The 12,385-nt window shown below is 63.0% G+C and carries 12 protein-coding genes; 4 read left to right on the forward strand and 8 right to left on the reverse strand.

Annotation, left to right across the window (positions count from 1 at the left end; genetic code table 11):
• The first annotated feature begins 108 nt into the window (after positions 1-108).
• Positions 109-738 (forward strand): DsbA family protein, encoded by a 630-nt coding sequence (locus ACVMIH_RS15595; protein WP_456866492.1) that lies wholly within the window; start codon positions 109-111, stop codon positions 736-738.
• A gap of 39 nt (positions 739-777) precedes the next feature.
• Here ACVMIH_RS15595 and ACVMIH_RS15600 read toward each other — a convergent pair whose 3' ends face one another.
• Together ACVMIH_RS15600 and ACVMIH_RS15605 are read right to left on the reverse strand one after the other, a co-directional pair.
• On the reverse strand, positions 778-1,788 hold the full coding sequence (locus ACVMIH_RS15600; RefSeq protein ID WP_057020550.1) for a glutathione S-transferase N-terminal domain-containing protein: 1,011 nt from the start codon (positions 1,786-1,788) through the stop codon (positions 778-780).
• Positions 1,785-2,117: a hypothetical protein gene (locus ACVMIH_RS15605; RefSeq protein ID WP_057020551.1), complete on the reverse strand. Its 333-nt coding sequence runs from the start codon at positions 2,115-2,117 to the stop codon at positions 1,785-1,787. The genes ACVMIH_RS15600 and ACVMIH_RS15605 overlap by 4 nt, the downstream gene beginning before the upstream one ends.
• Positions 2,118-2,309: 192 nt before the next feature.
• Between ACVMIH_RS15605 and ACVMIH_RS15610 the strand changes: the two genes are divergently transcribed.
• The gene (locus ACVMIH_RS15610) at positions 2,310-3,104 is read left to right on the forward strand and encodes a class II aldolase/adducin family protein (RefSeq protein ID WP_456862439.1); all 795 of its coding nucleotides are present in this window, start codon (positions 2,310-2,312) and stop codon (positions 3,102-3,104) included.
• Between the two features lie 694 nt (positions 3,105-3,798).
• Here the strand turns inward: ACVMIH_RS15610 and ACVMIH_RS15615 are convergent.
• The gene (locus ACVMIH_RS15615) at positions 3,799-4,431 is read right to left on the reverse strand and encodes an invasion associated locus B family protein (RefSeq protein WP_057020553.1); all 633 of its coding nucleotides are present in this window, start codon (positions 4,429-4,431) and stop codon (positions 3,799-3,801) included.
• 290 nt (positions 4,432-4,721) lie between these two features.
• On the opposite strand from ACVMIH_RS15615, the gene ACVMIH_RS15620 reads away from it, so the two are divergent.
• Both ACVMIH_RS15620 and ACVMIH_RS15625 read left to right on the forward strand, forming a co-directional pair.
• The gene (locus ACVMIH_RS15620; protein WP_456862441.1) at positions 4,722-5,186 is read left to right on the forward strand and encodes a GNAT family N-acetyltransferase; all 465 of its coding nucleotides are present in this window, start codon (positions 4,722-4,724) and stop codon (positions 5,184-5,186) included.
• 86 nt (positions 5,187-5,272) lie between these two features.
• Positions 5,273-6,307, forward strand: a complete 1,035-nt coding sequence (locus ACVMIH_RS15625) for an AI-2E family transporter (protein ID WP_456862443.1) — start codon at positions 5,273-5,275, stop codon at positions 6,305-6,307.
• Here ACVMIH_RS15625 and ACVMIH_RS15630 read toward each other — a convergent pair.
• The 5 genes from ACVMIH_RS15630 to ACVMIH_RS15650 form a co-directional block, all read right to left on the reverse strand.
• On the reverse strand, positions 6,304-8,022 hold the full coding sequence (locus tag ACVMIH_RS15630) for a metallophosphoesterase family protein (protein WP_456862445.1): 1,719 nt from the start codon (positions 8,020-8,022) through the stop codon (positions 6,304-6,306). The two genes, ACVMIH_RS15625 and ACVMIH_RS15630, sit on opposite strands and share 4 nt — an antisense overlap.
• A gap of 66 nt (positions 8,023-8,088) precedes the next feature.
• The gene (locus ACVMIH_RS15635) at positions 8,089-9,228 is read right to left on the reverse strand and encodes an epoxide hydrolase family protein (protein WP_456862447.1); all 1,140 of its coding nucleotides are present in this window, start codon (positions 9,226-9,228) and stop codon (positions 8,089-8,091) included.
• Between the two features lie 310 nt (positions 9,229-9,538).
• Positions 9,539-10,492 (reverse strand): hypothetical protein, encoded by a 954-nt coding sequence (locus tag ACVMIH_RS15640; protein WP_456862449.1) that lies wholly within the window; start codon positions 10,490-10,492, stop codon positions 9,539-9,541.
• 137 nt (positions 10,493-10,629) lie between these two features.
• Complete coding sequence (gene gfa / locus ACVMIH_RS15645; RefSeq protein WP_016847312.1) at positions 10,630-11,193, reverse strand: S-(hydroxymethyl)glutathione synthase; 564 nt, start codon at positions 11,191-11,193, stop codon at positions 10,630-10,632.
• A 33-nt stretch (positions 11,194-11,226) separates the two neighbouring features.
• Complete coding sequence (locus tag ACVMIH_RS15650; protein WP_024580243.1) at positions 11,227-12,336, reverse strand: S-(hydroxymethyl)glutathione dehydrogenase/class III alcohol dehydrogenase; 1,110 nt, start codon at positions 12,334-12,336, stop codon at positions 11,227-11,229.
• Positions 12,337-12,385: the final 49 nt, after the last annotated feature.

Genomic DNA, 12,385 nt, shown 5'->3' on the forward strand with positions numbered 1-12,385 from the left:
TGACTGCACCGGGGCCCGTTCGTTTGCCCGCGATCTCCCCTTCGTCACGCCGCATTGCGCCACCGCACGGGATCGGGAACAATTGTCGCGACGAGATGGGGAATGATGATGGAAAAGCCGCGGGTCCGAATCTACACCGACTACAAGTCTCCCTATGCCTATGTCGCCAACAAGCGGCTGTTCGAACTCGAGGAGACATACGGCGTCGAGCTGGAATGGCTGCCCTACACGCTGCGCATTCCCGAATTCATGGGCACGGTCGAGGAGCGTACACCGCACTTCTGGCGCAAGGTGCGCTACGCCTACATGGATGCGCGCCGGTTCGCCAACGCGCAGGGACTGACCATGAAGGGGCCGCGCCGGATCTACGACGCCTTCTACGCCAGCGCCGGCATGCTGTTCGCGCAGCGTCACGGGCTGTTCCGGCCTTATCACGATACGGTGTTCCGGAAATTCTGGAACCACGAGCTGGAAATCGACGAGCTGGCGGAGATAGCCGGCGTGATCACGGCGATCGGTGGTTCCGCCGACGCCTTCGAGGCCTATGTTCGCGGCCCTGCCCGCGCCGAACATGGTCGCATCATCGACGAGGCCGAAGCCCTCGGCGTGTTCGGCGTGCCCAGCATGGTGTTCAACGGCGAGTTGTTCTGGGGCGGCGACCGCATCGATATGCTGATCGAGCGGATCAAGCAGCCGGAGACGATTGCGATCGCGCTTGGCGGCCGGCACCGGACGTAGGCGCCGACCGTTTCGAATCGGCCTATCGTCGCTGATCGATCAGCCTCCGTTCAGGATCGCCCAGCACGCGGTGCGTTCCAGCACGGGTTTCAACGCCGCGCGATCGCCGGCATCGAGCGCAGTAAACTTCTGGCGCAGCTGCTGCAGGCATTTGACCTGATATTTGAACGGCGCCAGCGCGTAGGGCAGTCCCCAGACGTTGATCTCGAGCCGTTCGAGGCCCTTGGCGAAGGCATCCGCGTTGGCCGCAAGGAACGGCAGATAAAGTTCGCCGGCGATCCGAAGCAGCGCCTCGACGAACCCGCCAAGCGCCTGCTCACGAGGATACCAGTCACCCTCGACACCTGATGCATCGTCGAGCCGCCGTACCCAGTGATCGGTGAACGGCGCGCGCTCGCGCATGATCCGCATCGGGGTCGGGTCGGTCGCCATCTCGCTGAGCTGGCCGAACCAGGCAAAATCCGCCAGCGACGGCCGGCTGCCGAACAGATAGTTGCTCATGCCGACATGCGGCTCGAACGCTGCAAGCGTCCGCCGGTAGCTCTCCTCCAGCAGCGGTCTGTTCTCATCCGTCGCGCCGAGAATGACCATGCGCGAAATCTGCCGCTGCCGGAACTCTTCGATTTCCTCGCGGCTGCCGGCCTCGGCCTCCGATGTCGACCACTCCTCGCCGGCCCAGCGCGAGACATAGGCCTGATCTTCCGGATCCCACCAGCGATAGAGAAACAACGGCTTCACCGCCCATTCGTCGGCGAGGTCCTCGAGCAGATCGCAGATGAAAGCGATGGCCCTGTCCTCGGGGATCACCGACCGTCCCTGATGTCGCGCCTCCAGATCATAGGCCAGCGTCGTGGTCTCGCCGCGGTAGCTGCCGTCGGGATATTGCAGCACCGGGATCAGCATCGGCTTCAGATGCGCGGTTGCCTCGCGAAGCGCCTTGGTCATGATCACCCAGTCGTGTGGGATCCGGCGGTAGCGCATCAGCGCGCGCAACTTGATCGCATAGGGCGAGGCGGTCGAGCCGATCAGGCGATAGCGGTTCTCCGTCATGACGATACCTCCGAAAATGCCGGATTGCCGTACGGATAGAACTGCGCGAGATCGACGTTCTTGTACGGCAGCTTGTCGAGACGCGTGGTACCGAGGAACGGCTCGTCGGGCTCGACCAGGAGGATCGTCTTGGCAAATCCATTGTCGTCGAAGCCGCGCCGGAAATGGACCCGCGACTTGATCGCCATCACGTCGAAGGCGCCGATGTCGGGCACCAGGGCCTTCAGCGAGAACGGCTCCATGACCTGCACCAGATAGGTGGACAGGATCAGCACATTGTCGCGGCCGAAGCGCACGCAGACCCAGAACTGGCCATAGCGATCGCTCATTTTGGTGCGCCTCGGATGTTTTCCGCATTGTGGCATTGAAGGCGCGGCGCGCCAATCCGCTCCGCATTCGGTTTTTGCCCGCCAGACCTGCAAATACGGAGGCGCAGCGCAGCTTGCCGCCGCGCGGATTCTGCTATGGTCCGCCGCAACAATCGGGCCCTGGTCCCGCAGATATCTCGAGGAGAGAACGCCATGAATCCCCCCGTCAGCTCGCCCGCGATCAAGGTCGTCAAATCCGTCCGCGAGCAGGTGAGCGCCGAGGAGTGGCAGGCCCGCGTCGATCTTGCCGCCTGTTATCGGCTCACGGCGATGTACGGCATGACCGAGATGATCGCGAACCACATCTCCTGCCGCGTGCCCGGCACCAGCGACCAGTTCCTGATCAATGCCTACGGCATGCTGTACGAGGAGATGGACGCTTCCAGCCTGATCAAGGTCGACGTCGAGGGCAACACGCTGCTCAACGCGACCGACTACGACGTCAATGTCGCCGGCTTCGTGATTCACAGCGCCATCCACATGGCCAAGCACGACATGGATTGCGTCGCGCACACCCATACCCCGGCCGGCATGGCGGTCTCGGCGATGGAATGCGGCCTGCTGCCGCTGGCGCAGACCTCGATGCGCTTCCTGCACATCGCCTATCACGACTTCGAGGGCATCGCCGACAATGTCGACGAGCGCGAACGCCTGGTCCGCGACCTCGGTGACAACGAGGCGATGATCCTGCGCAATCATGGCCTCTTGGTCGTCGGCCGTACCGTGCCCGCCGCCTTCAACGTGCTGTTCCGCCTCGAGCGCGCCTGCCAGACCCAGGTGATGGCGCTGTCCTGCAACACCAAGCTGATCTATCCGCCGCAAAATATCCTCGAAGACACTTATGAGCGGATGCTGCCGAAGCCGGGCCGCGCCGCCCGCAACGGCGAACTCGCCTGGCCCGCGCTGCTGCGCAAGCTCGACCGGGCGGATCCATCGTATCGGGATTGAAAGCGAAAGCCGGCGCAGGCTTTCTCCATTCGTCGTCCCGGCGAAGGCCGGGACCCATAACCACAGGGTAGCGTTGTTGAAAAACAGGCCGTGGCCCCAGCGTCGCGCAACAATTCGCATTCGTGGCAATGGGTCCCGGCCTTCGCCGGGGGCGACGCTGAAATTTGTTGCACGATCTGTGGGTCACACATCCGCATTCTCGCGGCGTGTTTCGCCCGAGCTTTGCTCTTCGTTCCGCCCTCTCTTGAACAGAGGGCGCAGGGAAAGCCGGGTGCCGATCGCACCCATGGGCCCCGAGCAATGGGTAGAAAGCTCGGGGGTAGGACCACAGGTGTAACCGGAGCAATCCGGCTTTCCCTGCGCGATGGGCTACGGCTTATTTCGTGCTCTCCCCGGCGAGACTGGGCTTTTTTGTCACCGTCTTCGCAACGCGCACTGCGCAATCGGAAAAGACACCTGCCGCTAGGGCGTCAGGACCACACGACTTCGCCGTCCGCTTCGCGTGCTCTCGTCAGTACCACGCTCGGCGTCCACCGCATCTCACACCGCGTTCATGACGACCGCGAAGCGCCCCTCAATCGGGTGAGACGGGCGGAATTGGATCACTGATTTGCCCGACGACGGAAGCGGGATTTTGCCCGTCGGGGTGATTTGTCGCAGCCATCGTGCGGTGGACCACGGAGCGTCGTGCCGCTCAGCTTCCGAGCTGAATGGTGCGCTCCAGCGCCGCGGCGAAGCCGTTGAGGGGGACGTTAAAGACGACAGCCTGCCCGTTGCTGATGCTCTGTGCGGCAACGGTGAGCATTTTGGCCTTGCTGATGGTGTCGGTCACGGCCGTGGGAAAGGATACCGGCAGCAAGCAGCCTTGCGCCGTGCAGGTGGAGAAGCGCGTCTGTGTGAGATCCTTGCCGTCAAGCTTGAGGACGGCCCCGGCGTCGAACTTCAGCCCGAACGGCATCAAGATGTTGCCTTCGGCCTTTCCGTCCCTGGGAATCAGTTCGATGGCGAAGATTTGCTGATTGGTTTCCTTGGCGAGCTGTGTCTGCCCGAGGGTACACAGCTTGGCCCCGCCGTCGAGCTGGCATTTGACGATCCAGTCTCCGTAGGTCTCGCTGATCGCGGAAGCGCCCTTGGGAAGTTGGACGGCGCGGACTACGCCGTCCATCGCGGACGTCTGGCTCCGTGTGTCGATCGGCATGGAGACGGTGCTCCCACTCGCATCCGACACATCGGGAGTTCGGGCGGCTTGCGCCGAACCGACGCCGACCATGACGACGAGAGCAACGATCGCCCGAAGACGCCTGTCTGCTGCGCTGACCGTCACCATTGCATTCACTCCGCCTCGTTACGTCCCGAAACCGATTTGCCTCTTCGGCGTATTCGTGGGTATAATTCCCACGCAAACGAGATACGTCTACTTGGAGAACCGCGGATATGCAAGAGCTGATCGCTGCCGGTGTAATTGTCGCGATTGTTGCATTCTGCGGCGGGTATTCTGGGCAATTGCACGTGAAGTCAGGACGACCGCGAACAAGCGACAACGCAAATGGTAGTCCGGCGCCGTCACCTTGCTCCCGTGATTTGCCCGCGGGACGCGTTTTCAACTAAGCTCGCCGGATGGACATGCTCGTCAAGCTCTACGCCCTGCCCGATTCCCGGCCCGCCTATGATCGATTGCTCAAGGTCGGAATTGTGATGCGCCGCGCGCTCGCGCCTGAAAAGCACAAGGTCGTGGCCTGGGTGCGGGAGACATTCAGCGAGGCGTGGGCCAGCGAAGCCGAGGTCGCGTTCAGCCGCCAACCGGTCTCCTGCTTCATCGCGATCCAGCAAAAGAAGATCGTGGGATTTGCCTGCCACGACGCAGCCTGTCGCAACTTCTTTGGCCCGACCGGTGTCGCGCCGAAGGCGCAGCACGGCGGAATCGGCAAGGCGCTGCTGTTTGCCTGCCTCGAGGACATGAAGCACCAGGGGTTCGGCTACGCCATCATCGGCGGCGTCGGGCCGGCGGAATTCTATACGAAAGCTGTCGGCGCAGTGGCCATCGAAGGCTCCGCGCCGGGGATCTATCGAGGATTGCTGTAGCTGCGCCGCAAGTCCCATTTCCGGTCTTGTCGCGCGACGAGACAGACTGACAATGTCTGCGTTCACGGAGATCGGGTAACCCAAGGATGGCTGGCGGGTTGAAGATCACGACCGGCATCATCGCCGCGGTGCTGGTCATTGCGGCGGTGGCTCAGACGCGCAGCGTGCTCGCCCCGCTTGCGGCCGCCCTGTTCATCATCGCGATCGTCTGGCCCGTTCAGCAACGGCTTCAGTCGTGGCTGCCGAAGCTCCTCGCACTCGCCATCACTGTCGTTGTTACGGTTGCCACCTGCATCGCGTTTGCCTCGCTGGCAGCATGGGGGTTTGGCCGCGTCGGGCGCTCCTTGATCGCGGATGCGGCGCGGTATCAGGCCTTCTACGATGCCGCGGTGATCTGGCTCGACGGCCATGGCGTCTCGTTCGCCGGCGTCTGGGCGGAGCATTTCAATGTCGGCTGGCTGCTGCGCACCACGCAATACGTCACGGGGCGCGTCAACACCACGTTGAGTTTCTGGCTCATCGCGCTGGTCTATGTCGTGCTGGGACTTCTCGAGGTCGAAGACGCTGGTCAACGAATCCAGCGGTTGGAGAATCGCACAGCTGCCCGCGTCCTGCTCAAGGGCAGCAAAGCGACGGCCGCCAAGTTTCGTAAATATATGCTGGTGCGGACGCAGATGAGCGCGGTCACGGGTCTCTTGGTCGGCCTGTTCGCCGCTGTGACCGGGCTGCCATTCGCATTCGAATGGGGCGTGATCGCCTTTGTCCTCAACTACGTTCCTTTCGTCGGTCCTTTCATCGCGACGCTGTTCCCCACGCTGCTGGCTATGACGCAGTTCGAGAGCTGGCCCGCGGTGTTTGGCGTGTTCGCCTGTCTCAACGTCATCCAGTTCGTGGTCGGCAGCTATATCGAACCGCGGGTGGCCGGTTCGACATTGTCGATCTCGCCGTTTCTGGTGCTGTTTGCGATCTTCTTCTGGAGCTCTCTTTGGGGCTTGTTCGGGACCTTCATCGGCGTACCGATCACGCTCGCTATTCTGACCTTCTGTGCCGAAAGTCCGTCGGCCGCATGGATAGCCGATCTGTGTGGCGGATCGCACCAAGACAAACCGGAAGCGTCCTAGCTTGCGGCAATCTCAACCCGCTCGGGCTCGGCGAGGCAGAGCTTCCGGTTCGGGCCGACCATCATCTTGTGGATATAGAAATAGCTGGCTGCATCGTCGGCCCCCATCACCGGCGACGGGGCCGAGACGATCCTCGACGCACCACATGTACCGATCCAATCGATATGCCTGTGACCGTGCATCACCACCGAGCGATCGGAAAACCTTTGCAACCTGCGTACAAACCAGCTGCCGTTGATCAAGGCTGTCCCAATGCGCTCGGCAAATGTCTTCACCGGCATGGGGTATTCCATGACGTGATGATGTAGCGCGATGGTCCAGCATGCCGTCGGAAAATGACGGATCGCAGCCTCCAACCGCCGCGTTTGCGCTTCCGAAACCAAACCGAGCGCGTTGGTGAAGGAGAAGTGGGTTTCGGCGTTGGAGTTGAGAATGGCGATCCCGAGGCCACCGTCCTGGTCCGGCGGCAGGATCATTGGGAATTGATCATCAAACAGGCCACGGAGCGCCGCTGCGCGGCGCACGCCCCCGTGCTGCGCAAATTGTGTTATCCGATCATGATAAGGGGCCAGCGCCTGGTTCAGCGTGGCCGACGGTTTGCCGGAACCGTCGATGACGCGCACGCGATCGCCCTGGACGGCCGCGATCGCCGACAGGGTACGCATCTGCCGTAGCCGCTTGCCTGGGCTGAACGGCAGGTCGAGGCGCGCAGGATTGGCACGATCCACGACGTTAACGTCATGATTGCCCGGGAGCATGATGGTGCGTGCTGCAAGCTCGGGATGACCTGCCAATGCATCGAGAAATTCCGCCCATTCGCCGGGCCGACCAGCGTCCGTCATATCGCCGCTGATCAGCACGTGGTCGAGCGGATCAATGGTGTGAATTTCGGCAAGGCGAGCCAACACGCGATTGAAGTGCTCGTTTCCCTGCGGACCGGCGGTTCCGCTTTCGATGCGGAAGCCGTACCGCTCACCGACCACGTGAAGATCGGACAGATGCGCAACGCGCCAGCAGCGGCCTCCGGACGGCGTCGCGTCGAATCCGGCCAGGTCGGCCGGTTGTTCCATACTGGCGTCGGCCACGCTCCAGGCCAGTGATGCGACCGCAAGATAGCAGGACACCAGCACTACGGCGTTCGCGAACGTCGGCAACACCAGACAATGGATCAGAACAAGGTCATTGACGGTCGCAGTCCATTGCGAGGCAGGCCAGGCCAGGGCCGCGATCAATGACGCCCCCGCGGAGAGCAGTATGCCGGCGCCGACCGAGCAACCGCGGCGCAGCCTCGTGCGAGAAGCAGGAGTTGCGCCGGTGCGCCAAAGCAGCTCCGCCAGATGGCCCAGCGCCTCGCGCGTGAAGGCATAACTCGGTTGGACCGCGAGCGCGTTCAGCGACCAGAAGCTTGTTTCGGCGATTTGAAGCAGCGGTCGTCCGCCGAGCCATCCCAAGGCCGCGATCACAATCAGCATCAGCACGGCGCCCACTTCGGACAGGGCAAGAGCGTGTTGCGAAAGGCTCGAAATCCAGGCGGATGCGACAAGTGGCGCAAGGCCGAGCAGTACGCCCGGAAGCAGAAGCGAGACCGTCCAGGCGAACAACAGTTTCGCCGGGCTTATCTCAACCAGAAGGCTACCCAAGATCGCGAACAACGAACGCTGTTCCGGGCTGGCGGCATTGTCCTCAAAGTCGCCGAGGCGGGGATCAAGCAGCACGCCGACGTCCTCCGTTGCACGGCGCATTCTGTCACAAACCGCTTCAGACCAACATACGCGTCAGGCTTAGCGCAGCTTCCCGAAGAACTCGCGCACCTCGCCGATGAACAGCTCGGGTTGCTCGAATGCCGAGAAATGTCCGCCTTTCGGCATCTCGCTCCAGTGCTGGATGTTGGTGAAATTTGTCTCCATCCATTTGCGGACCGGCGTGACGATCTCCTTGGGGAACACGGCAACGCCGGTCGGCACGCTCACCTTGTGCGGAGTTCGCTTGTCCGGCCCAAAACTTTCCCAATAGAGCCGCGCCGATGACGCAGCCGTCGCGGTGACCCAGTACAGCATGACGTTGTCGAGCAGTTCGTCGCGGCTGAGGATGTTTTCCGGATGGCCGTCGCAATCGGTCCAGGCCCAGAACTTTTCGAGAATCCAGGCCGCCTGCCCGCAGGGCGAATCCGTCAGGCCATAGCCGAGCGTCTGCGGCCGCGTGGACTGCTGCTTGGAATAGCCGGAATCCCAGTCGGCATAATATTTGATGCCGTTGAGCGCCCTCGTCTCCTCCGGCGTCGGCTGCCCCTCGACATTGGGCCGGGTCGACATCGCAAGCGTGATGTGGATGCCGGCGCAATGTGCAGCATCCTGCCCGCCGATCGCGGTCGTGACCGCGGAGCCCCAGTCGCCGCCTTGCGCGAAATAGATGGCGTAGCCGAGCCGCTGCATCAGGACGGCCCAGGCCGTCGCGATCCGGTCGACGCCCCAGCCCGTCGCTATAGGCTTGGCCGAGAAGCCGAAGCCCGGCAATGACGGGCACACCACGTGGAAGGCATCGGCGGCGCGGCCGCCATGCGCGGTCGGATCGGTCAGCGGCTCGATCACCTTGTGGAATTCGACCACCGATCCCGGCCAGCCATGGGTGATGATCAAGGGCCGCGCCTCCGGATGCTTCGAGCGGACATGGATGAAGTGGATGTCGAGCCCGTCGATTTCGGTGGTGAACTGGCTGAAGCGGTTGAGCCGCGCCTCGCGCTGCCGCCAGTCATAGGTCTCGGCCCAATAGTGGCAGACGTCCTTGATCCATTGCAGCGGCGCGCCCTGGCTCCAGTCGTCGACCAGTTCGGCTTCCGGCCAGCGGGTCCGGCGCAGCCGATTACGCAGATCCTCGAGGACATCGTCGCTGACGGCGATGCGGAACGGGCTGATGGCGGTCATGGCGTCTCCACGGGGATGCTGAACTTTCGGGGAAGATAGGCTGGCGCGGGTCGCCGATCAAACCCCGCGCCGCAAACCCCGCCTGCACGAACCCTGCACGACTAGCCGCGAAATCTGACGACAAGAACCATCATCGGCACCGCGATCTTGCTAAGACATCGGCCACAATAGATCGACATCACGCGCAGGCGATCGAAGCGCTGATGTCGCAGAGGACGGAGCTTGTTGTGGCAATCTATCTGATTAGCATCCATGACAGACAAGATGCCGTGCTGAAGTTGGGATTGCCGCTGGTCAATAGCTCGCCGAGCTATTTGCCGATCGCCACCTCGAGCAGCGCCTGGGCCTGCCTGGTGGCCGCGGCGAAGGCCGGCTGTTGCGGCGCGCGCTCGGTGAAGCAGCGCTTGAACGCATCCTCGCCCTGCTGGCACAGGTCACCGAGCTTGTCATAGGCCTGCCTGGTGATCTGCTTGCGCTCGAGCCTCTCGGCCGCCGCATCGGCCTTCTTGTTGTAGTCGGTTCGGATCGCGGTGCAGGCCGGCACTTGCACCGCCGGCTCGATCTCGCCATAGGCGACATACATCTTGCCGCCGGCGAGCGCCGCCACGAACACCTCGTCGGCCTTGTCGGGGAACGAATCCTGGGTGCGGCCGGCCAGGAAGCCGTAAGCCAGGGCGGCCGACGCCGGCTTGGCGATCGGTAGGTCGTCGAAATTGACCACCGCGGCATCGGTCGAGATCGCCTGGGTGTAGAGGCCCTCGAACTTCAGGGCGGCATCGACCTGCTGCGGCACGTTCTTGCTGCCCTTGTCCCACCAGGACTTGTGTTCGTGCAGCCAGCGCGTGAACAGAGGCTCGGTGGTGACGATGATATGGGCTTTCGGCTCGACGAAGCTGCCGTCGGCGCGTTTTTCTCCGATCTTTGCCCCGTCCCTGCCGGTGTCGGCATCGAAGCGCAGGCCGTCCAGCATGCCGAACCCCGTATCGCCCTTATATAGAGTGTCGAGGTTGAGCTGGGCCGGAGCAAAGCCCGGCCGGGCGGGCTGGGACAGGATGGCCGTCAGCTGCCCCTTCAGCTCGTCGCGCGCGGCCACCTCGGCCTTGTCGACGGCCTCATTGATCTTGTTGTCGTTCGACAGCTTGGCGAATTTGGCGATCGCAGCGTCACGCGCGGCGATATAGCGGTCTTCCGGTGACGCGGCGCGGGCCGGCGAAAGCAGCAGGATCGGGGAAAGGACGAGGGCAAAGCGGAAAATAAAATGCATGCCCTGTGGTCGTCCGCAGGGCATGCAAGGTTCAAGGTCACGGGTACTACCAGCATATCCCTCGCCGGCAAACCCTCTGCCGGCGCAGGATCTCGTCAAGGCGAGCCGGTCAGGCCGCCTTTGTCACGGTGCCGTCGTCAGGCCGCCTTGGACTTCGCCACGTGGGTAGCGATCGCATCCATCAGCGGCGGCGACAAGCAGTCATAGGGCTCGAGCCCAAGCTCCTTGAGCCGCGACCTGATCCCGGCCATATCGGCCGGCTTGACGCCGGACTCGATCACCGACGACACGAAGGCGGCAAATCCGGGCGCTGCCGAGCCGGACTCCTGGAACAGCTCGGGATGGATGAAGTCGAGGCCATAGAACGGATGGCCCTTGTTCTCGATCCGGCCGTACATGTGGGTGCCGCATCCGGTGCAGGCATGGCGCTGGATCACCGCCGCGGCATCGACGATCTTCAGCTTGTCGCCGTTCTCCAACACGGTGACGTTCTCGCGCGGCACCACCGCGACCACCGAGAAGGTGGCGCCCGAAGGCTTCCAGCACTTGGTGCAGCCGCAGGCGTGGTTGTGGGCGACGTCGCCCTTGATGCCGACCTTGACCGGCTTGTCCGCGCATTTGCAGACCAGCGTACCGCCGGCAAAACTGCCGGAGCCTTGCTTGACGCCATTGTCGACCGACGGGTGGATATGAACAGTCATTGACCTATCCTCCTAGTGCTTGGTGTTTTGATTTCAGAATACGACGACCGAACGGATCGATTTTCCCTCGTGCATCAGGTCGAAGCCCTTGTTGATCTCGTCGAGTTTCAGCACGTGGGTGATCATCGGATCGATCTGGATCTTTCCGCCCATGTACCAGTCGACGATCTTCGGCACGTCGGTGCGGCCGCGCGCGCCGCCGAAGGCCGTGCCCTTCCAGACCCGTCCGGTGACGAGCTGGAACGGCCGGGTCGCGATCTCCTTGCCGGACTCCGCGACACCGATCACCACCGAGACGCCCCAGCCGCGATGGCAGGCTTCCAGCGCCTGCCGCATCACGTTGGTGTTGCCGGTGCAGTCGAAGGTGTAGTCGGCACCGCCATCGGTCAGGCCCACCAGGTGCTGGACGATGTCGCCGCCCACCTTGGTCGGGTTGACGAAATGCGTCATGCCGAACTGCTTGCCCCAAGCCTCCTTGGAGTCATTGATATCGACGCCGATGATCTTGTCGGCGCCGACCATCTTGGCGCCCTGGATCACGTTGAGGCCGATGCCGCCGAGGCCGAACACGACCACGTTGGAGCCCGGCGTCACCTTGGCGGTGTTGACGACCGCGCCGACACCGGTGGTGACGCCGCAGCCGATGTAGCAGCTCTTGTCGAACGGCGCGTCCTCGCGAATCTTGGCCACCGCGATCTCGGGCAGCACGGTGAAGTTCGAGAAGGTCGAGCAGCCCATATAGTGGAAGACCGTCTTGCCCTTGTAGCTGAAGCGCGAGGTGCCGTCGGGCATCACGCCCTTGCCCTGGGTGGCGCGGATCGCGGTGCAGAGATTGGTCTTCTGGCTCAGGCAGCTTTTGCACTGCCGGCATTCCGGCGTGTAGAGCGGGATCACATGATCGCCCGGCTTGACCGACGTCACGCCGGCGCCGACCTCGCGAACGATGCCCGCACCTTCGTGCCCGAGGATCGAGGGAAAGATGCCCTCGCTGTCGAAGCCGTCGAGCGTGTAGGCATCGGTGTGACAGATGCCCGTCGCCTTGATCTCGACCAGGACCTCGCCGGCCTTGGGACCCTCCAGATCGAGCTCGACGATCTCAAGCGGCTTCTTTGCTTCAAATGCGACTGCGGCGCGGGTCTTCATCTTGGTCTCCACAAAACGTCAAACAGGTTTCTCGTTCGCACGGACGGGC

This window comes from Bradyrhizobium sp. USDA 4503 (assembly GCF_054055815.1).

Coding starts and splice junctions, on each gene's coding strand:
- ACVMIH_RS15595 (WP_456866492.1), top strand. CDS start 109: ATGGAAAAGCCGCGGGTCCGAATCTACACCGACTACAAGTCTCCCTAT.
- ACVMIH_RS15600 (WP_057020550.1), bottom strand. CDS start 1,788: ATGACGGAGAACCGCTATCGCCTGATCGGCTCGACCGCCTCGCCCTAT.
- ACVMIH_RS15605 (WP_057020551.1), bottom strand. CDS start 2,117: ATGAGCGATCGCTATGGCCAGTTCTGGGTCTGCGTGCGCTTCGGCCGC.
- ACVMIH_RS15610 (WP_456862439.1), top strand. CDS start 2,310: ATGAATCCCCCCGTCAGCTCGCCCGCGATCAAGGTCGTCAAATCCGTC.
- ACVMIH_RS15615 (WP_057020553.1), bottom strand. CDS start 4,431: ATGGTGACGGTCAGCGCAGCAGACAGGCGTCTTCGGGCGATCGTTGCT.
- ACVMIH_RS15620 (WP_456862441.1), top strand. CDS start 4,722: ATGGACATGCTCGTCAAGCTCTACGCCCTGCCCGATTCCCGGCCCGCC.
- ACVMIH_RS15625 (WP_456862443.1), top strand. CDS start 5,273: ATGGCTGGCGGGTTGAAGATCACGACCGGCATCATCGCCGCGGTGCTG.
- ACVMIH_RS15635 (WP_456862447.1), bottom strand. CDS start 9,228: ATGACCGCCATCAGCCCGTTCCGCATCGCCGTCAGCGACGATGTCCTC.
- ACVMIH_RS15640 (WP_456862449.1), bottom strand. CDS start 10,492: ATGCATTTTATTTTCCGCTTTGCCCTCGTCCTTTCCCCGATCCTGCTG.
- gfa (WP_016847312.1), bottom strand. CDS start 11,193: ATGACTGTTCATATCCACCCGTCGGTCGACAATGGCGTCAAGCAAGGC.
- ACVMIH_RS15650 (WP_024580243.1), bottom strand. CDS start 12,336: ATGAAGACCCGCGCCGCAGTCGCATTTGAAGCAAAGAAGCCGCTTGAG.